19 protein-coding genes are annotated in these 19,196 nt (G+C 69.3%); 10 read left to right on the forward strand and 9 right to left on the reverse strand.

All coding sequences use genetic code 11. The features are described from left to right. The first annotated feature begins 7 nt into the window (after positions 1-7). Together MJQ72_RS13185 and MJQ72_RS13190 are read left to right on the forward strand one after the other, a co-directional pair. The gene (locus MJQ72_RS13185; protein WP_240599455.1) at positions 8-1,666 is read left to right on the forward strand and encodes an AMP-binding protein; all 1,659 of its coding nucleotides are present in this window, start codon (positions 8-10) and stop codon (positions 1,664-1,666) included. Positions 1,667-1,745: 79 nt separating this feature from the next. Then, on the forward strand, positions 1,746-2,888 hold the full coding sequence (locus tag MJQ72_RS13190; protein WP_240599456.1) for a hypothetical protein: 1,143 nt from the start codon (positions 1,746-1,748) through the stop codon (positions 2,886-2,888). An 86-nt stretch (positions 2,889-2,974) separates the two neighbouring features. Here the strand turns inward: MJQ72_RS13190 and MJQ72_RS13195 are convergent, their stop codons facing one another. Together MJQ72_RS13195 and MJQ72_RS13200 are read right to left on the reverse strand one after the other, a co-directional pair. Then, positions 2,975-3,946 carry a R2-like ligand-binding oxidase gene (locus MJQ72_RS13195; RefSeq protein WP_240599457.1) on the reverse strand — a complete coding sequence of 324 codons (972 nt, stop codon included), beginning with the start codon at positions 3,944-3,946 and terminating at the stop codon, positions 2,975-2,977. Continuing rightward, entirely contained in the window at positions 3,943-4,554 is a 612-nt protein-coding gene (locus MJQ72_RS13200) for a TetR/AcrR family transcriptional regulator (protein WP_240599458.1), read from the reverse strand. The genes MJQ72_RS13195 and MJQ72_RS13200 overlap by 4 nt, the downstream gene beginning before the upstream one ends. Positions 4,555-4,648: 94 nt before the next feature. Between MJQ72_RS13200 and MJQ72_RS13205 the strand changes: the two genes are divergently transcribed. Beyond that, positions 4,649-5,302, forward strand: coding sequence for an HAD family hydrolase (locus MJQ72_RS13205; protein WP_240599459.1), 654 nt, complete (start codon positions 4,649-4,651; stop codon positions 5,300-5,302). Here MJQ72_RS13205 and MJQ72_RS13210 read toward each other — a convergent pair. Beyond that, the gene (locus MJQ72_RS13210; protein ID WP_051972318.1) at positions 5,238-5,483 is read right to left on the reverse strand and encodes a hypothetical protein; all 246 of its coding nucleotides are present in this window, start codon (positions 5,481-5,483) and stop codon (positions 5,238-5,240) included. The two genes, MJQ72_RS13205 and MJQ72_RS13210, sit on opposite strands and share 65 nt — an antisense overlap. 132 nt (positions 5,484-5,615) lie before the next feature. Between MJQ72_RS13210 and MJQ72_RS13215 the strand changes: the two genes are divergently transcribed. Beyond that, positions 5,616-6,002 (forward strand): cold-shock protein, encoded by a 387-nt coding sequence (locus MJQ72_RS13215; RefSeq protein ID WP_240601315.1) that lies wholly within the window; start codon positions 5,616-5,618, stop codon positions 6,000-6,002. A 149-nt stretch (positions 6,003-6,151) separates the two neighbouring features. Here the strand turns inward: MJQ72_RS13215 and MJQ72_RS13220 are convergent, their stop codons facing one another. The 3 genes from MJQ72_RS13220 to MJQ72_RS13230 are packed head-to-tail and all read right to left on the reverse strand — an operon-like array spanning position 6,152 to position 9,404. Next, positions 6,152-6,616, reverse strand: a complete 465-nt coding sequence (locus MJQ72_RS13220) for a DUF2771 family protein (RefSeq protein WP_378371749.1) — start codon at positions 6,614-6,616, stop codon at positions 6,152-6,154. Between the two features lie 28 nt (positions 6,617-6,644). Then, a complete protein-coding gene (locus MJQ72_RS13225; protein WP_240599461.1) occupies positions 6,645-8,588 on the reverse strand; it encodes an MFS transporter in 1,944 nt (647 codons plus the stop codon). Between the two features lie 51 nt (positions 8,589-8,639). Then, entirely contained in the window at positions 8,640-9,404 is a 765-nt protein-coding gene (locus tag MJQ72_RS13230) for a glutaminyl-peptide cyclotransferase (RefSeq protein ID WP_240599462.1), read from the reverse strand. Between the two features lie 49 nt (positions 9,405-9,453). On the opposite strand from MJQ72_RS13230, the gene MJQ72_RS13235 reads away from it, so the two are divergent. Both MJQ72_RS13235 and MJQ72_RS13240 read left to right on the forward strand, forming a co-directional pair. Next, positions 9,454-10,404, forward strand: coding sequence for a DUF3027 domain-containing protein (locus MJQ72_RS13235; RefSeq protein ID WP_240599463.1), 951 nt, complete (start codon positions 9,454-9,456; stop codon positions 10,402-10,404). Continuing rightward, positions 10,394-13,201: a sacsin N-terminal ATP-binding-like domain-containing protein gene (locus MJQ72_RS13240; protein ID WP_240599464.1), complete on the forward strand. Its 2,808-nt coding sequence runs from the start codon at positions 10,394-10,396 to the stop codon at positions 13,199-13,201. Before MJQ72_RS13235 ends, MJQ72_RS13240 begins: the two co-directional genes overlap by 11 nt. Before the next feature lie 73 nt (positions 13,202-13,274). Here the strand turns inward: MJQ72_RS13240 and MJQ72_RS13245 are convergent, their stop codons facing one another. Continuing rightward, positions 13,275-13,502 carry a DUF2530 domain-containing protein gene (locus MJQ72_RS13245; RefSeq protein ID WP_037335676.1) on the reverse strand — a complete coding sequence of 76 codons (228 nt, stop codon included), beginning with the start codon at positions 13,500-13,502 and terminating at the stop codon, positions 13,275-13,277. An 80-nt stretch (positions 13,503-13,582) separates the two neighbouring features. Here MJQ72_RS13245 and MJQ72_RS13250 point away from each other — a divergent pair, with 80 nt between their 5' ends. The 4 genes from MJQ72_RS13250 (at position 13,583) to MJQ72_RS13265 (ending at position 17,340) form a co-directional block, all read left to right on the forward strand. Then, on the forward strand, positions 13,583-15,040 hold the full coding sequence (locus MJQ72_RS13250; protein WP_240599465.1) for an NCS2 family permease: 1,458 nt from the start codon (positions 13,583-13,585) through the stop codon (positions 15,038-15,040). A 67-nt stretch (positions 15,041-15,107) separates the two neighbouring features. Beyond that, positions 15,108-15,539 carry a MarR family winged helix-turn-helix transcriptional regulator gene (locus tag MJQ72_RS13255; protein WP_016337543.1) on the forward strand — a complete coding sequence of 144 codons (432 nt, stop codon included), beginning with the start codon at positions 15,108-15,110 and terminating at the stop codon, positions 15,537-15,539. 107 nt (positions 15,540-15,646) lie between these two features. Beyond that, positions 15,647-16,906 (forward strand): MFS transporter, encoded by a 1,260-nt coding sequence (locus MJQ72_RS13260; RefSeq protein ID WP_240599466.1) that lies wholly within the window; start codon positions 15,647-15,649, stop codon positions 16,904-16,906. Further along, positions 16,903-17,340, forward strand: coding sequence for a hypothetical protein (locus MJQ72_RS13265; RefSeq protein WP_240599467.1), 438 nt, complete (start codon positions 16,903-16,905; stop codon positions 17,338-17,340). Before MJQ72_RS13260 ends, MJQ72_RS13265 begins: the two co-directional genes overlap by 4 nt. Here the strand turns inward: MJQ72_RS13265 and MJQ72_RS13270 are convergent. Both MJQ72_RS13270 and MJQ72_RS13275 read right to left on the reverse strand, forming a co-directional pair. Beyond that, on the reverse strand, positions 17,337-18,350 hold the full coding sequence (locus MJQ72_RS13270; protein WP_240599468.1) for a hypothetical protein: 1,014 nt from the start codon (positions 18,348-18,350) through the stop codon (positions 17,337-17,339). The two genes, MJQ72_RS13265 and MJQ72_RS13270, sit on opposite strands and share 4 nt — an antisense overlap. Positions 18,351-18,534: 184 nt before the next feature. After that, complete coding sequence (locus MJQ72_RS13275) at positions 18,535-19,059, reverse strand: hypothetical protein (protein WP_240599469.1); 525 nt, start codon at positions 19,057-19,059, stop codon at positions 18,535-18,537. Positions 19,060-19,196 lie beyond the last annotated feature (137 nt).

The following is a 19,196-nucleotide window of genomic DNA, read 5'->3' on the forward strand; positions in this document are numbered from 1 at the left end:
GTTCTCCATGTCCGACGCCCCCGCAGTACCGAGCTACGCATCGGGAATCTCGGACACCCCGCTGCTGGGGGACACCATCGGCGACAACTTCGATCGCACCGTCGCCGCCTTCGGTGACCGGGACGCGCTCGTCGACCGCGCGGCCGGGAAACGCTGGACCTACACCGAACTCGCGGCCGAAGTGGACGCGCTCGCGCTGGGCCTGCTCGACCTCGGGATCGCCAAGGGCGACCGCGTCGGCATCTGGTCGCCGAACCGGTGGGAGTGGACCTGCGTCCAGTACGCGACCGCGAAGATCGGCGCGATCCTGGTCAACATCAACCCGGCGTACCGCTCGCACGAACTCGAATACGTGCTGAACCAGGCCGGGATCAAGCTCGTCGTGGCCGCGAACTCGTTCAAGACCTCGGATTACGCGGGCATGATCGCCGAAGCGGGCCCGAAATGCCCGGCGCTGGAACATGTCGTGCTGCTGGACGGCCCCGAGTGGCCGTCGATCCTGGAGATCGGCCACAAGGCCGACCGCGCGCCGCTGGTGAAACGGCAGGCCGAACTCTCCGCGGACGACCCGATCAACATCCAGTACACGTCCGGCACCACGGGGTTCCCCAAGGGGGCCACGCTCAGCCACCACAACATCCTCAACAACGGCTACTTCGTCGGCGAACTCTGCAACTACACCGAAGCCGACAAGATCTGCATCCCCGTGCCCTTCTATCACTGCTTCGGCATGGTGATGGGCAATCTCGCGGCGACGAGCCACGGCGCCTGCATGGTCATCCCGGCGCCCGCGTTCGAGCCGAAGGCCACCCTCGAAGCCGTCGCGGCCGAGAAATGCACGTCCCTGTACGGGGTTCCGACGATGTTCATCGCCGAACTGGCCGACCCGGACTTCGCTTCCCACGACCTGTCGTCGCTGCGCACCGGGATCATGGCGGGCTCGCCGTGCCCGGTCGAGGTGATGAAGCAGGTCATCGACCGGATGGGCATGGCGGAGGTGTCGATCTGCTACGGCATGACCGAGACGTCGCCGGTTTCGACGCAGACCCGCGCGGACGATTCGGTGGAGCGGCGGGTGTCGACGGTCGGCCGGGTCGGACCGCATCTGGAGGTCAAGGTCGTCGATCCGGAGACCGGGCTGACCGTGCCGCGCGGCGAACCGGGCGAACTCTGCACCCGCGGCTACTCGGTGATGCTGGGCTACTGGGAACAGGCCGACAAGACGGCCGAGGCGATCGACGCGGCGCGGTGGATGCACACCGGCGACCTCGCGATCATGGACGCCGACGGCTACGTCAACATCACCGGCCGCATCAAGGACATGGTCATCCGCGGCGGCGAGAACCTGTACCCGCGTGAGATCGAGGAGTTCCTCTACACCCACCCGGACATCCTCGACGCGCAGGTGATCGGTGTCCCGGACGAGAAATACGGCGAGGAACTCATGGCCTGGGTCCGCATGCGCGAGGGTGCGGAGCCGCTGACGGCCGAAGCGGTGCGGGAGTTCTGCGAGGGCAAGCTGGCGCGCTACAAGATCCCGCGCTACGTCCACGTCGTCGAGGAGTTCCCGATGACGGTGACCGGCAAGGTGCGCAAGGTCGAGATGCGGGCGGAATCGATCAGCATCCTCGGGCTGGAAAAGGCGGCGTCGACCAAACACGCCTGACACTTCGAGGCAACCTGTCACAGCTTTGTCGCGTGTTCCCTTCGCGGTGGACCCGAACCACCGCGAAGGGGAGAAAGTCATGACACTCAAGCGAAGCAGAAGAGTTCTCGCTCTGGCCGGCTCGCTCGCGGTGCTGCCGCTGACGCTGCCCGGCGTCGCGGTCGCCGCCACCGCCCCGATCGATCTGGGAACGCTGCCCGGGGATCAGTACAGCCAGGTCGAAGCGATCAACGACGACGGCGTGATGGTCGGTTCGTCGACGCCGCTGGAAGGCCAGATCAAGTACCACGCGGCGAAATGGGACGCGCTGGGCCGGATCTCCGCGTTGCCCGGTCTCGGCGGCGAGCAGAGCAAGGCGACGGACGTCAACCGCGGTGGGGTCGCGGTCGGCTGGGCCCACAAGGACGCGGACTGGAACCAGGCGGCGGTCAAGTGGGCACCCGACGGCACGGTGACCGCGTTGCCGTACCTGCCCGGCGGGGATTACGCGATCGCGAACGCGATCACCGACGGTGGCGTGATCGTCGGCGCCGGGCGGGCCGCGGACGGGACGACGCACGCCGTCCGGTGGAACCCGGACGGCAAGGTGGTGGACCTCGGCGGGCTGCCGGGCGGCGCCTACGCGAACGCGGAATGGATCACCCCGGACGGCAGGACCGTCGCGGGGATGGCATCCGACGCCGCCGGGAACAACCACGTCGTGCGCTGGGATCTCGCCGGTGCCATCACCGATCTTTCGCCCGGCAATCCGTACAGCACGCCGGAGGGCATGAACGATTTCGGCGTGATCGTCGGAAGCGCCGACGTGAACGGCAACCCGAAACCCGTGCGGTGGGAACGGGACGGCCGGATGACCTGGCTCGACTGGCCGGAACGGGATCCGGGCTGGGCGCGTGCGGTGAACAACGCCGGTGTCGCGGCCGGCGGCGGCTACCTGGTGTTCGGCACGGAGAGCCCGGTCAAGTGGAACCGCGCGGGGACCCGTACGACGCTTTCGACCGCGCGCGGACTGGGTTACGACATCGACCGGCTCGGCACGGTCGTGGGCCTGGAGAACAACATCGCGACGAAGTGGTCGGCCGGCGGCACTCCGACGGTCCTCGGCGCGTTGCCGGGCGGTTCCTACAGCGTCGCCACCCACATCGCGGCGAACGGGACCATCGTCGGCTTGTCCGACAACGAGAACGGCCGCACGCACGCCGTGTACTGGCCCGCGGGGTAGGGGCTGAAGGACGCTTTCCTCGCATCGCACGCGGCGAAGGACGCTTTCACTGCATCACATGCGGTGAAAGCGTCCTTCAGCTCTCCCTAGGCCGCGGTGTTGGCGGCGGCCGCGGCGATCGCCTTCGCGTCTTCTTCGCCGAAGGTCTCTTCGAGGTTCTCCGGCGAGTAGTCGAGGTCGATCTGCTCCACCGGCATCCCGCGCGCGGACTCGATCGCGCCGAGGCGCCGCTGTGCCCGGTCCGCCGCGTACTGGATGATCTCCTCGGGATCGTTGTCGAACGGGATCTCCTCGAACTGGTCCTGCACCCACTGGATCATGCCCAGCGCGTGGGGGAGCAGTTCGCCCATCCGCTGCTGCACCGCGTCCCACAGCGAATCGTCCGCGGCCACGTGACGGCGGCAGGTGAAGGTGCCCCAAGCCATGTGGCGGCGTTCGTCGTCGCCGATCCGGCGCACCAGTTCCTGCATCCCCGGCAGGATGTCGTGCTGGGTGCAGATCAGCTGCCACGAGTAGTACCCGGTCAGCGCGAGACTGCCTTCGATGACGTGGTTGTAGGTGACGCTCGCGCGGATCTGGTTGAGCGGGCTGGGATCGTCCTCCAGCGCCCGCAAGGACTGCGGCAGCTCTTCGTAGAAAAGCTTGCGGTAGTGGGGATTCTCCGCGACGTACGGATGCAGGTCCTCGGTCAGCCCGACGGCGTCCATCCAGCGGCGGAACACCTCGGTGTGCTTGGCCTCCTCGAAACAGAACTGCGTCAGGTACATCTCGTCGCCGAAACGGCCGGTCGCGGACATCGCCCGCATGAACGGCTGGATGTCTTCGGTGACCGCCTCTTCCCCGGCGATGAACTGCGCCACCAGATAGGTCGTCGACCGCTGCTGTTCCGGGTTGAGGGAGTCCCAGCCCTCGCGTTCACGGGAGAAGTCGATGTCGGCCGGGTTCCAGAACTTCTTGTTCCCCTTGACGAACAGCCGCAGCGGGAACGAGTCCCAGTTCAGCCCGCCCTTGCGCAGCGAGGAGAAACCGGTCCGCAGTTCGGAGAGCGTGTCGGTCATGATGTCCCCTTCGAATCGGTGGTCAGCGCCCGTATCGCGGGTGCCAGCACGGCGACGACCGCCGCCGCCGCCTCGTCGGCCGAATGCGTCGGCATGACGAGATGGGACAGGGAAAGCCGCACGACGGTCTCCGCCAGCAGCGTGGCGGATTCCCGGGAGAGCGACGGCTCGAACTCGCGGTACTGCCCGGCCGCGACCTCGGTGGCCGCGGTCAGGATCGGTTCGCCCTTGGTGGTGAGCAGGGGAAGAAGGTCCTCGCCCGCTTCGGTGCCCAGCGTGGTGGCGACGAGCCGGTTCTCGCGGGCGTGCTCGATCGTGTACACGACCGCCTCGCGGATCCCGTCGCGCAGGTCCGGCGCGTCCTGGACGCGCAGGCGGATGCCTTCCAGGAACTCCGAGGTCGTCCGGAGGACCACGGCCTCGGCGAGCGTGCTCTTGTTGCCGAACTCGTTGTAGACGGTCTGCCTGCTCACGCCGGCGCGGGCGGCGACGTCCGCCATCCGCAGGGCCGTGTAGCCGTGTTCGGTGAGCAGTTCGGTGGCCGCGTCGAGCAGCGCCTCTCGCAGAGAGGCCTTGGTCCGATCGGAGAAGCTAGTGATCTCGCCCACACTGTCAGCTTGACACAGATCATGCTCATGTCAAAGAAGTTGACGGGTGTCCGTCCGGTGTAAATCTGTCGGTGGTGGCGGCTACCGTGATCGTGTGGGCATCACCGTGGGGTTCGACCTCGACATGACACTGATCGATCCGCGGCCGGGCATGGTCGCGGTGATGAACGCGCTCGGCGTGGAATCCGGCCTGCCGCTGGACGGCGAATACTTCGCGGCCAACCTCGGCCCGCCCCTCGACGCCAGCCTGCGGGGTTTCGGCGCGCCGGAGGAGCGCATCCCGGAGCTGGTGGCGCGCTTCCGCGCGATGTATCCGGACACGGTCGTGCCGGTGACGGTCGCGATGCCCGGCGCGGCCGAAGCACTGCACGCGGTCCGTGCGGCGGGCGGGCGCACCGTCGTCGTCACCGGCAAATACGCGCCCAACGCGAAACTCCACCTGGACGCGCTCGGGATGGAGGTCGACGTCCTGGTCGGGGAGCTGTGGTCGACGGAGAAGGCCGCGGCGCTCACCGAGCACGGCGCCCGCGTCTACGTCGGGGATCACCTCGGCGACATCCGCGGCGCGCTGGCCGCGGGCGCGGTCCCAGTCGGGGTCACGACCGGCCCGTGCTCCAAGGAAGAGCTGCTCGCGGAAGGAGCCGACGTGGTGTTCGACTCGCTGACCGAGTTCCCCGGCTGGTTCAGCTCTTTCGGCGAGCCTCGCGGATCAGGGCGATCAGGCCGAGGGCCAGCCCCAGCGGAGTGATCACGCCCGCCGCGGCGGACAGCCACACCGGCAGGTTCTCGAGCCCGGCGGCGAACATGACGAAAACCGCTGTGACGGCGATCATGCCGAGCGCGAACAGGCCGATGCCGACGCGCATGAGGATCGGTTTGCCGGGCTTTTCGGGGACGGCCACAGCGGCCTCCTTTACTGCGGTCTCCATGACGGAGAGGGTATCCGCCGGTATCCGCTTCTCCACAGGGCCTGTGGCGAGATACGCTTATGGGACGCGCGCCCTGGGTACGCCCCCGGGCGCGTTCGTTGTGAGCGGGACAGCAAAGGATTGGTGAGAGAAGTGCCGACCGGCAAGGTCAAGTGGTACGACGCGGAGAAGGGTTTCGGTTTCGTCACCCAGGATGGGGGCGCCGACGTCTACATCCGCAAAGCCGCGCTGCCGCAGGGCGTCGAAGGGCTCAAGGCGGGCCAGCGCCTCGAGTTCGGTGTCGCCGACGGCCGCCGCGGCCCGCAAGCGCTCTCCGTCCGGCTGCTGGACCCGCCGCCCTCGGTCGCCGAGGCGCGCCGCCGCCCCGCCGAGGAGCTGCACGGGCTCGTCGAGGACATGATCAAGCTGCTCGAGCTCAAGGTGCAGCCGGATCTGCGGCGCAACCGCTACCCGGACCGCAAGAACACGAAGCAGATCGCCGAGATCATGCGCGCCGTCGCGCGGGACCTCGATCCCTGATCCGGCACCCCCTCCCGATGGTCGGTCGGGACAGTCCGTGAAGGCCTCCCTGAGGGACCCAGAGTCCCTCAAGGAGGCCTTCACTACCTCTCGGGTTGCCACCCGCGCTACAGCAGAGGCCCGCGTGGTAGCAAAGGTCCCTTGCTCCCTCAGGCGGACGGCGGCTCGACCTGCAGCGACCAGATCGCCGTCGTGAGCGCCTCCGCGTCCTCCGGACGCCCGGTCCGGCTGACCACCGAAGCCTGCGCCACCTCGACGACGAGGATCTGGTCGTCGGGCCGCGGCGTCGTCACGGTGTAGGCGAACCGGTCCAGCGACGTGATGATGTCCTGCTTGAGCTCCTGCGGCTCGCCCTTGCCGTTCACGTACTGCACCGTGACCTTCCACGGCGTTTCCGCGATCGCGCTCGGCACCGAGATCTGCACCGGCTTCCCCGGCCGGATCCGCAGCTTGCCCGCGGCGTCGGGCTTGGTGGTGCACTGGGCGGTCTTGATGTCGCACGACGCCAGCGGGGCGACGTTCACCGTCTTGCCGTCGGCGAAGAAGGTCACCTCTTCGGGGCCGGGGGCCGTGCAACCGGCCACCACGAAACCACCCGCCGCGAGCAGGGCCAAAATACGAAGTCGCCGCATACGGTGAAGATTACGAGCCCGGCCGCCACCGGGAGTCACCGGGCTGCGAGGGGACCGGCGATTCGCTGGTCGGCTCCGGACGCAGCGGCCGGTCGCCGCCGAGACCCGGGACCAGCGAAGTCCCGCGCCGGACCATGAACGTCTGCGTGAACCCGACGGCCAGCAGGATCGAAAGCACCAGGAAGCCGATCCAGTACGTCGGCGGCAGCAGCAGGCCGACGGCACCGCCGAAGCACCAGGACATCTGCAGCACCGTCTCCGACCGCCCGAACGCCGAAGCGCGCGACTCTTCCGGCAGGTCCTCCTGGATGACGGCGTCGAGGCTGATCTTCGCCAGCGCGCTCGCGGTCGCGCCGACGAGCGCCACGATCGCCGCCGTCGCCAGACCCGCCGCCACGGTGGCGATGATCGCGATGCCGAGACAGGCTCCGACACACGCCAGGATCACCTGATCCGGTTTGCCGAAGTGCAGCCGCGAACCCAGCGCGTTGCCGAGGAAACCGCCGACCCCGGCCGCGGCGCCGATGATGCCGAGCAGCAGCAGCTGCTCGAACGGGCTCTGCCCGCTGCCTTCGGCCTGCGCCTTCACCGCGAACGCGGAGAACATCATCAGGAAGCCGGTCAGCACGCGGACGGTGCCGTTGCCCCACAACGAGACGACGATCTGCCGTCCCATCGGCTGCCGCTGTTTCTTGACCCGTCGCTCGGGATGCGCGGACAGCGACGCCGGCACCTCGCCCTCGGTCTTCTCGACCCACGACGGGATGCGCATCGACTGCACCGCGGCGGCGACACAGATCAGCATGGTGAACCACAGCGCGCCCTGCGAACCCCAGATCGCGTTGACCCCGCTCGCCAGCGCGCCGAACGCGCCGGCCGCGATCAGGCCGAACACGGTCAGTCGCGCGTTGGTCTTGGACAGCGTGATCTCGGGCGGCAGCACCCGTGGTGTCACGGCGGCCTTGAGCACGGTGAACGACTTCGAGAGCACCATCATGCCCAGCGCCGCCGGGTACAGGAGCCAGTCGTCGAAGTGCAGCGCCATCACGATCGCCATCATCGCCTGCCCCGCCGACGACACGCACATCGCCAGCCGCCGTCCGCGCTGGATCTTGTCCAGCGCCGGGCCGATCACCGGCGCGACCAGCGCGAACGGGGCGATCGTGATGAGCAGGTAGAGCGCGACCTTGCCCTTGCTCTCCCCGCTGGTGGCGGCGAAGAACAAGGTGTTCGCCAGCGCGATCGCCATCGCGGCGTCGCTGGCGTAGTTCAGCATCACCGCGTACGTCAGCGAAGTGAGGCCCGACTTGTCGGCGCCGTCCGCCTTCGTCGCGCGCTGGAAGGCGCCGACGGCCTGCCCGGTGAGCTGACGGCTGCGCATCGCCGCGACCCGGGTGACCGTGATCTTCTTCGGCATCTTCGGCAGGGCGCCCGCCCGCGGCGGCGCCGCGGGCGTCGGATGCTCGTGGGGCTGTTCTTCGGCGACCCGGGGCTCGCCCGCGTAGCCGCCGGTGTCGTAGTGCTCGTACTCGCCGCTTCCCGGCGGGTGCTCGTCGTAGAACCCGCCCGGACGACGCCGGACGGGTTCGGTCTGACGCTGCGAAGGATCCGGGTACGGCCGCGCGCCACGGGGAGGCGTCCTCGGCGGCGGCGGAGGCGGCGGTGGCTGGTGGTGTCCCATCGGGATCGCGCTCGTGCGCGCTTCGTCGGCGGTGGGCCCGGCCGGATGCGGCTGGTACTGGGGCTGGTGCGGCGGCTGGGGGCGCGCCGCGCGCGGCGCGGGCGGCGGCACCGGCTGCTGATCGACCCTGGTCGGCGGCGGTGCGGACCAGCTGCGAGCCTGGGCGGCGCCGGGCTCCGGCGTCCACTTCCGCTTGCTCTTGCGGCCACGCTCCTTGCCCGGCCGGCCGGAACGCGTGCCGTCGGGTCCAGAGTTCGAGCCGAAGATTCCCACGCTTCAATCCTGCCTTACGCGAGGTCCGCTTCGCGCGTTCACCACTGCTTTCTAGGGGTTCGCGACGAACTTCACCCGGAACATCCTCGGCCAGAGCTTGCCGGTGATCAGGAATTCGTCGGTCCCGGGCACCGCCGCGATGCCGTTGAGGACGTCCGCGGAACCACGCTCGGCCTGGTCGAGCAGCCCGGAAGCGTCGATTTCGCCGGTGACCCGCCCGGTCGCGGCGTCGATCCGCAGGATCCGGTCGGTCTGCCAGACGTTGGCGTACACGGAGTCGCCGACGCATTCGAGCTCGTTCAGCCGGTCACGGCCGACATCGACGCCGCCTGTCGGCGCGAAGGACACAGGGTCGCGGAAGGTCAGCTTCGACGAGCCGTCGCTCATCACCAGCTTCCCGTCGCGATGGCACAGCCCCCAGCCCTCGCCGGTGTACGTCACCCGCCTCAGCTCGGCCAGCGTCTTGGCGTCGCGTTCGATCGCGACCCCGTCCTGCCACGTGATCTGCCAGGCCGTCGCCCCGAGCACGGTGATGCCCTCGCCGAACAGGCCGGGCAGCTCCTGCCGGACCGTCGGCGCCGCGCCCGCGGGCCCGGCCAGCATCGACGACTTCCCGACCAGGCCGGTGCCCTCGTACAGCGTCTCGCCGGAGAACTCGAGGCCCTGGGTGAAGGCGGCCGGGTCGTGGGGCAACGTCGAGAGCACCCGCACCTTGAGTTTCTCCGGCGCGGGCGGCGCGGCGTCGCTCACCGGCGCGGCGGCGCAGCCACCGAGGACGGCGGCCAGCAGGAGCGAGGTGGTCATCAGCGTGCGCACGCGGACAGCCTGACACGGACCGCGATATCGCGTGCGGCAGAATGGGGGTATGACCCTGCTGTTGACCCTGGACGACGGCTCCATCCAGCGCAAACTCGCCGAGGCGGTCGATCTGGCCCGCGCGGCGGTGCTGGAGGACGCCGGTGCCGAACAGGTCGGCGCGCACGTCGGCGTCGACCGGGAGGACGCGGTCTCCGCGAGCCACCTGTTCGAGGCGACCGTGACGGGGTATCGAGGCTGGCGCTGGTCGGTGACGGTCGCGCTCGCCGGTGAGGACGAGCCGATCACGGTCAGCGAGGTCGTGCTGATCCCGGGCCCGGACGCGCGGGTCGCCCCGGCTTGGGTGCCGTGGGACCGCCGGGTGCAGGCGGGCGACCTCGGCGTCGGCGACATCTTCCCGGTGGAGAAGGACGACCCGCGGCTCGCCCCGGCGTATCTGGAGTCCGACGACCCGGCGGTCGAAGCGGTCGCCAAGGAGACCGGTCTCGGCCGGGTCCACGTGCTGTCCCGGCACGGCAGGCTCGACGCCGCCGCCCGCTGGCACGGCGGCGAGTTCGGCCCGCGGTCGGATATGGCGCGCAGCGCGCCGGACGTCTGCGGGAGCTGCGGGTTCTTCGTGCCGCTCGCCGGGTCGCTCAGCGCGGCCTTCGGCGCGTGCACCAACGACATCTCCCCGGCGGACGGCCACGTCGTCGACGTCGAGTACGGCTGCGGCGCGCATTCCGAGATCGAGGTCGAGGTGACCTCTTCGGTGCCGGTGGCGGAACTGGTCTACGACGACTCTCTGATGGACTTCGAGCCGGCGCCGGAGGCCCCTGCCGAGGCTCCCGAACCCGAGCCCGCCGAAGCCACGGTCGTCGACGAGTCCGAGGCCCCGGTCGCCGAGGCGCCCGAGACCGCCGAGGTCCAGCCGGAGGTCGAGCCCGAGGCCGCCACTGTCGAGACCACCGAGACCGCCGACGAAGCGCAGGTCGAGGCCGAAAGCGCCAGTGAGCACTGACCCGTTCGGCACCGAGCGGCTCCGCGCCGCCGTCCTGCGGGCGTGGGCCGATTCGCCGACGCGGTTCACCGAGGACACGAACACCGAGAACGATCTGCGGGTCGGTGGCTACCGTGACCGGCTGTTCGTCGAGCTGGCGCAGAACGCCGCCGACGCCGCGCTGGCCGCCGGTGACCGCGGCAGGCTCCGGGTGTCCGTTGTGGATGGTGAGCTGAGGTTCGCCAACACGGGGGCGCCCCTGGACGCCCGCGGGGTCGAATCCCTTGCCTCCCTTCGCGCTTCCGGCAAGGGGGAGGAGACCGTCGGCCGGTTCGGCGTCGGGTTCGCCGCCGTGCTCACGGTTTCCGCCGAGCCGAGGATCGTTTCGGTGACCGGCGGGGTCGCGTTCTCCGCGGACCGCACGCGCGCCGAAGCCGGCCGCGACGGCGACGTTCCCGTGCTGCGGCTTCCGTGGCCGGTCGGCCACGACGAGCCTCCCGTGCCCGAGGGTTTCACCACCGAGGTCCGGCTTCCGCTGCGCGAGGGTGTCGACGCCCAGGCCCTGCTGGCGGACCTGAAGAACGACATCGGCGATCTCCTGCTCACCTTGCCCTGGCTGGAGAGCGTGGAGGTCGAAGGCGGTCTCTGGCGCCGCTCCGATCTCGGTGACGGCGTTGTCGAGCTCGCGTCGCCCGACGGTTCCGAGCACTGGCAGGTGCATCGCGGCGAGGTCGTCTGGGCTGTCCCGCTGGACGGATCCGGTTCGCCCCGGCCGCTCGGCGAAGACGTCCTGCACGCGCCGACCCCGACCGACGACGAGCTTTCCCTGCCCGCGAGGCTGATCGCGACGCTCCCGATCGAGCCGTCCCGGCGCCGCGCGCTGCCGGGGCCGGAGCTGACCGCGGCGTTGAAGAACGCCGCGCGGGAATACGTCGATCTCGTCTGTTCCTTGCCCGGCAAGGAACGGCTGGCGCTCGTGCCCGGCGCGGGCTTCCCTCGTTCCACTGTGGACGGAACGCTGCGCGAGGCCATCCTCGAAAACCTCGCCGATTCGCCCTGGCTTCCCGCGCAAGCGGGCGACGACTTGCCGGGGCGTCAGGCGCGTGTCCTGTCGGTGGACGTCCCCGGGCTGGCTCCGTTGCTGGCCGACCTCGTGCCGGGGCTGATCTCACTGTCCGGTGTGGACCTTCGCGCGGTCGGCGCGCGGTCGCTTTCGCCGGCCGAAGCCATCGAGCTGCTGACCGGGGCGCAACGCGAGCCCTCGTGGTGGCGTTCGCTCTACGACGTGCTGCTCCCGGCGCTCGAAGCCCACGACCTCACCAAGGACGATCTCGGCGCGTTGCCGGTGCCGATGTCGGACGGCCGCACCTTGCCCGGCGTCCGCGACGCGTTGCTCGTCGGCGGTTCGGCCGAACTGCTCGAACTTCTGTCCGATGTGGACATCATCGGTTTGCGGCTGGTGCACCCCGCCGCCGCGCATCCGCTGCTGGAACGCTTGGGAGCCAAGCACGCCGAGGCGGGCGATCTGCTGGAAGCCGACGCGCTGAGCGCGGCCGTCGAGCGCAGTGTCGAAGACGTCCGGTCCGGTTTGGACGGTATGGCGCTCGCGGGCGCGGTGCTGCGCCTGATCGCCGAGGTCGGCGACGAAGCCCCGGAATGGGCGGGCGCGCTGGCCCTGCCGAGCGAGGACGGCTGGCGTCGCGCGGACGAGCTCGTCCTCCCGGCGTCGCCGCTGGGCGACATCTTCGACCCCGAGGTGTTCGAAGAAGACGGCGCCTTGTCCGTGCTGGACGAGGAATTCGCCGAAGACTGGCCGGTGGGCACGCTGGTGGCGGTCGGCGTGCTCGATTCGTTCGCGGTCATCACCGACGACGAACCGCTCGAACCCGAACACGGCCTGCCCGAGGAACACGAGTGGTGGGACTCCCGGGAACGGCCGCCGTCGCGGGTGCTCGCCGTGCGCGACCTCGACCTCGTCGGCGACGACGCGTGGCCGGAGGCGCTGCGCCTGCTCGCGGCGCGGCCGGAGACCTGGCGTGCCCTCACCGAACCTGGTGGGCACACCGGCTGGTGGCTGGCGCGCTACGCGTTGCTGGACGGGCACGCGCCGCTCGATTGGCGGATGCCGGAAGCGTCCGCGCTGGCCGGGCTCTACGACGTCGTCCCGGATTCGGGGCTGAGTAAGGAGATCCTGCTCGCCGCCGGGGTCCGGACGGAGCTGGGAGCGGACGCCGAAGACGTCGAGGACCTCCTGGAGCGGCTCGGGGACCCCGAGCGCAAGGTGAGTCCCGGGCTCGCTTCCCGGGCGCACGCGGCGCTCGCCGAGTACACAGTGGACGTTCCCGCGCCGGATCGGGTCCGCGCCGCGGACGGCTCGGCCGTCGACGCTCGCGATGCCGTCGTGCTCGACGTGCCGTGGTTCGCGGCCGTGCTGGCGCCGGAGCGGATGGTCGTCTCGGCGAGCGGCGCCGCCGCGCTGGCGGAACTGCTGGACCTGCCCGTGGCGAGCGGTCTCGACGCCAAGGTCACCGAAGACGGTGAGTACGTGCCGTGGACGGAGCTGTCCGCGCTCCGGCTGGCCGCCGATCAGCTGGGCGTCGAACTGCCCGAGGGCGGTGTGCTGCTGCACGAGGCGCTGACGGTGACCTTCGAGGACGCGGAGCACGAAGTCGCCTGGTGGTCCGACGGCAGGCTGCACGCCGCCGACACCCCGGAAGGCCTCGGCCGGGCCTTCGCCTGGGCCACGGACCGTTGGGCCGACCGCCACGTCCTGACGGCCCTGCTCGACGACCCCTCGCCCTCCTCGCTCCTGAACTGACCGCGTTTCGTCCTCTGAATGCGGTACTTGCGTGTGCAACTACCGCATCCAGAGGACGAAACGCGGACGGGGCCTAGAGGCGCTGGGCGCTCTTCGAGCCCCGGCGGGCGGCTGCGCGCTGCCAGGCGATGATCGCGAGACCGATGAAGCCGAGCACGACGCCGGAGAACGCCGTCTGCACCCAGATGCCGTCGGTCACAAAGAACAGGACCACGGTCGCGACCGCCCACAGCGAGGTACCTACGATCACGACCGGCGTCAGGTCGGTCAGCCGCTTCGGCAGCTCCGGCGTTGGCCGCAATGAACCGTTTACTTCCCCGGAATTGATCGATTCGCCCACGTGGGGAAGGGTACCCGGCAACGGGCGAAGGGTGGTACGCGATGGCGGAGCAGCGCACCCGGTCCACACTGGACCGGTTCTTCAAGATCAGCGAGCGCGGCTCGACACCGGGGCGTGAGATCCGCGGCGGGATCGTCACCTTCTTCACGATGGCCTACATCGTGGTGCTGAATCCGCTGATCCTCGGCAGTTTCTCCGCCGAAGACGCGGGCGCGCACAAGGACGTCCTCGGCAACATCCTCCCGGTGCCGCAGGTCGCCGCGGTGACCGCGCTGGTCGCCGGGGTGCTGACGATCATCATGGGCCTGGTCGCGAACTACCCGTTCGCCATCGCCACCGGCCTCGGCATCAACAGCCTGATCGCGGTCACCTTCGCCTCCCAGATGACCTGGCCGGAGGCGATGGGCCTGGTGGTGATCGAGGGTCTGGTCATCGTCCTGCTGGTGTTCGCCGGCATCCGGACGGCGGTGTTCAACGCCGTGCCGCCGCCGCTGAAATCCGCGATCGCGGTCGGCATCGGCCTGTTCATCTGCCTGATCGGCCTGGTCGACGCCGGCTTCGTCCGCCGCGTCCCGGACGACGCGAAGACGACGGTGCCGGTCGGGCTGGGCATCAACGGTTCGATCGCCACGTGGCCGACGCTGGTGTTCGTCGTCGGTCTGCTGGTCACCGGCATCCTGGTGGCGAAGCGGGTCAAGGGCGCGATCCTGATCGGTGTCCTCGCGTCGACCGTGCTGGCGATCGTCGTCGAGGCGATCACCAAGGTCGGCCCGTCGAAGGGCGTGAACCCGCAGGGCTGGAACCTCGGCTACCCGGCGCTGCCGGATCAGGTCCTCGGCCTGCCGGATCTCTCGCTGGTCGGCGACATCTCCTTCGGCGCCTGGACGCGGCTGCCGATCATCACCGTGGTGCTGCTGGTGTTCACCCTGGTGCTGGCGGACTTCTTCGACACCATGGGCTCGATGACCGGCCTGGCGAAGGAAGGCGGCCTGCTCCCGGCGGACGGCAAACTCCCGAACGTCGGCAAGGCCCTGTTCGTCGACGGCACCGCCGCCGTGGCGGGCGGGTTCGCGTCTTCGAGTTCGAACACCGTCTTCGTCGAATCCGCGTCCGGTATCGCCGAGGGCGCCAGGACCGGGCTCGCGAACGTCGTCACCGGCGTGCTCTTCATCGCGGCGATGTTCCTGACCCCGCTCTACCAGGTCGTCCCGGTCGAGGCCGCCGCTCCGGCGCTGGTCGTCGTCGGCGCGCTGATGATGAGCCAGGTCAAGGAGATCGACTTCGCCGACTTCACCGTCGCGCTGCCCGCGTTCCTGACCATCGTGGTCATGCCGTTCACCTACTCGATCGCGAACGGCATCGGCGCCGGCTTCGTCAGCTACGTCGTCATCCGCGCGGTCACCGGGAAGGCCAAGGGCGTGCACCCGCTGATGTGGGGTATCGCGGCCATGTTCGTGGCCTATTTCGCGGTCGGCCCGATCCAGGCCGCGTTCAGCTGACCAGCGGTTATGTCATCCGTGGGCGATCTCACGGGCCGATGATCCGATCGTGAGGTATGCTAACTATATGTCCGGAGACACGCACGAGCGCTCACTGGCGAGCCGCCTGCGTCTCGCGGTGGTGCGGCTCAATCGACGGCTACGGGCCCAGCGTGCCGGCGACGGCATCTCGCTGACCCAGGTTTCCGCGTTGTCGACGTTGCACAAATGCGGTGCGCTGACCCCCGGCCAGCTCGCCGCGAAGGAAGGCGTCCAGCCGCCTTCGATGACGAGGGTGATCGCCGCGCTCGAGGAGATGGGTTACGTCGAGCGCAGGCCGCATCCGACGGACGGCCGCCAGGCCATCGTCGAACTGTCCGACCGCGGCCGGGCCTACGTGATAGAGCAGATCACCGCACGGGAGATCTGGCTGGACAAGCAATTGGCGGAGTTGAGCGCCGAAGAACGTGAAGTGCTCTCTCGCGCCTCCGAGATCATCGACAGGATGGCGGGGAACTAACAGCGGTGACGACCACGGGTAACGAAACACAGTGTCCTTCCAAGACCACCGTTACCCGGGAACCCGCTCCACCGCCACCACCCGCGCGCGAGAAGCCGCGCGGGAGCATGTTCTCCTCGTTGAAGGTGCGCAACTACCGGCTCTTCTTCACCGGCCAGGTCATCTCGAACATCGGCACCTGGATGCAGCGCATCGCGCAGGACTGGCTGGTGTTCACCCTCAGCGGCAACGACCCGATCGCGCTCGGCATCGCGGTCGCGCTGCAGTTCGCGCCGACGCTGTTCCTCTCGCTGTGGGCGGGCGTGCTGGCCGACCGCGTCGACAAACGGCGGCTGCTGATCGGGATCCAGATCGCCGTGCTGGCGCAGGCGGTGATCCTCGGCGCGCTCGATCTCGGCGGGATCGCGGCCCTCTGGCACGTGTACCTGCTTTGCTTCACCCTCGGCGTGACGGCCTCGCTGGAGGTGCCCGCGCGGCAGTCGTTCGTCGCCGAGATGGTCGGCCGGGACAAGGTCACCAACGCCGTCGCGCTCAACTCGTCGATCTTCAACATGGCCCGCATCATCGGCCCGGCCATCGCGGGTTTCGCGATCACCTGGGTCGGCACCGGCTGGCTGTTCATGGCGAACGCGGTGAGCACGGGCGCCGTCATTGCCGCGCTGGTGCTGATGAACCCGGACAAGCTCTTCCGCGGCCCCGCCATCCCGCGTGAGAAGGGGCAGCTCGTCGAGGGGCTGCGGTACGTCCGGCGGCGCAGTGACCTGATGACCGTGATGGTGCTGGTGTTCTTCGTGAGCACGTTCGGCATCACGTACTTCACGTCGCTGCCGATCGTCGCCGCGAACGTCTTCCACACCAACGCCGACGGCTACGGCCTGCTGTCGACGCTGGTCGCCGTCGGCACCTTCACCGGCGCGCTGATGTCGGCCCGCCGCAACACCCGCGGCGGTCCGCGCGTGCGGCTGCTGCTGATCTCGGCGTTCCTGCTCGGCGCGTTCGAGGTGATCACCGCGTTCATGCCGACGTACCTGACCTTCGGCCTCGCGCTGATCCCGCTCGGCTTCGCCACGATCACCTTCCTCAACACGGCGAACGCGCTCGTGCAGACCGCGGTCAGCCCGGAGATGCGTGGCCGCGTGATGGGCCTGTACGTGCTGGTGCTGATCGGCGGCAACCCCATCGGCGGCCCGATGACCGGCTGGATGGCCGACGCTTTCGGCGGCCGGTCGCCGTTCTACATCGGTGGCGCGATCTCGGCGGTCGCCGCGGTGGTGTGCGCCGTCGTGCTGATCCGGCGCGGCGGGGTGAGCCTGCCGGTGCGGCGGTTCGGGAACGGCCTGCGGGTGCTGAAGCGGGAACGGGTGTGAACCGGCTCGGCGTCGAACCGTCGGTGACCCGGTGGAACGACGGCGAGGCCCGGTTCCTCGACTGGACGATCGACGGCGTCGCGCTGCGCGAGATGGTGCCCACTCAGCATCTGACGCCACTGTTCATGGACGACGAGCGGTGGCGGGAGGCGGCGGTCGAGACGCTTTCCCGTCTCCTGGGCGGTCTGCCGGGCGATTTCGACGACGGCAGGGTCGCGCTGCTGATGTGTCCGCTGTGCGGCGATCTCGGCTGCGGTGGATTCAGCGTCGAGATCGTCTTCGGCGACGACGTGGTCGAGTGGCGGGCCTTCGGCTGGCAAACCGACTACGAGCCGTTCGACGACCCGGAGGAGTACCGGTTCACCGGCGCCCGTTTCGAGCGGAAGGCGTACGAGACGCTTCTCGGCGACCTGCTGTCGAACTACCGCGCCTAACGGCCGAGCAGCGGCGGCACCATCTTCTCGGCGAGCGCCACGAGATCGCCGGTGCCCTTGAATTTGAGCGTCTGCCCGGCCGGATCGTCGGTGAGCTGCACGACGACGCCTCGTCCGTCGACTTGGGTCGGCAGCCCGGCGACGGTCGTGGTCGGGGCGACGGCGGTGGACCGCTCGCTGTAATCCGCGGTCACGCCGTTCAGCTCGCATCCGGCGAAGAACGTCGGCTTCGCCGTGTCGGCCGGAACGCCGAGCGCACGGCCGAGTTCTCCGCACAGCAGCCACGAGATCACCGGGAGCGGCTTGTCCTTGATCGGGCCGGGTTCGGTCTTCTCCAACGGGATCTCGCCGTTCTCGCCGATTTTCGGCAACTTCGATCCCGGTGGCGTCGCGCCCGCGATCAGCGCTTCGGCGAGCGCTCTCGCCTTCGTCTCGGTTTCAGGGCCCCGCACGATCCGGCTGCGGATCGAGACGTGCAGCACCGGCGAGGCGCCGTTGTGCGGCGCGACCTCGACGAGTTCGACGCCGAGGCTGGTGCCGTCCTTGTCCGTGGCGATGACCGCGAGCTTGCCCGCGACCGTGGTCTTCGTGGGCACGCCCCGGCTCGTGTCCTCGGGCAGCGCGGGGATCATGTGCGCGCTGACGTCGAGCTGAGCGGTGACCGCGTGGCAGGACTGGCCGGCCTCGCGAAGCGTGGGACCGCCGAGGATCTCCTCCCAGCGTTGCTCCGGGATCGCCTGGCACAGCACCTGCGCGCCGGTTTCGTCCGTCAGCGCGGCCACCATCTCGCCCGTCGGCATCGTGACCGGGCGGAGCTCCTGGCCGGGCTTGGACGGCCAGACCGAGGGGAGCTCGGCTTCGGGCTCATCGTCCTGGCTCAGCATGGTGATCGCGACGACGATGCCGGCACCGAACAGCAGCAGGACGCTGACCAGCGCGCAGCCCGCCCAGATCCACATCGGACGGTCGGTCTTGCGCGCGATGGCGCGGTAGTCGTTCGGGGTGGCCACGGGGTGAAGTTAGTCCGTCGGGCGCCCGCTGTCCGGCGAAACGCCAACCCGATGGGCGGATCCAGGGAGTGGGCGTTCGGGGAGGGGTGCGGTAAACTTCGAATCAGCGCTGGTTAGTAAACCGGCGAAGTGGACCCGGCAGCCTTCCGGACGGTGGGTGGGCCGGGTTTCGCGTATCCGGACCTCATACGGTTCTGACCTCTTCCGCCATTTCCCGCACTCTGGCCTTCCAGTGGCCGCCACGTTGCCAGCACCAGGCGAGGGCGTCCGGTACGGCCAGCAATGGTTCTTCGAAGGCACGTAAGTGCCGGTATTCGAGAGTCTCGTGGCATCCGTGCCGTCGGACAGAGCGATACAGCGTCTTCCTGTCCAGCTCCACGATCGACTCGTCGCTCTCCAGGACCAGCATCCGTGTCCCGGTGCTCGAAAGGTCCTCGACCAGCGCGTCGAGGCACGCTTCGCGCTGACAACGTCGATGATGTGCGGAAGCGTCGTAGATCGTCACCGTCGGCCCGAGCCCGGCGATGGTGTCCAGGATCCGTTTCCGGCGTCCGTCGTTCTCGTGGGTGAAATGCAGGCGCCGTTGCCCTGGAAGTACCAGACCGTGGATGGCGCGCCGGGCGGACGTGAGGTCGCCGGAAAGCAGCGCGGCGGCGGTCACCAAGTAGCCGCGCTCTTTGCTTTCGTCGACGAACACGTGGCTGGTCATCCGTTCATTGTTCCGGCGGGTGCCGACAAGAAGATCATCGGCCGAGTGTGATGCAGTTGCTTGTACGCAAGGAAGACGATCTCGTTCCCCTCCCGTGGGGGAGGCCGAAGGACCGCAGGAGGGAATCGTCCCGAAGC

This window comes from Amycolatopsis sp. EV170708-02-1, assembly GCF_022479115.1.
GTDB lineage: Bacteria > Actinomycetota > Actinomycetes > Mycobacteriales > Pseudonocardiaceae > Amycolatopsis.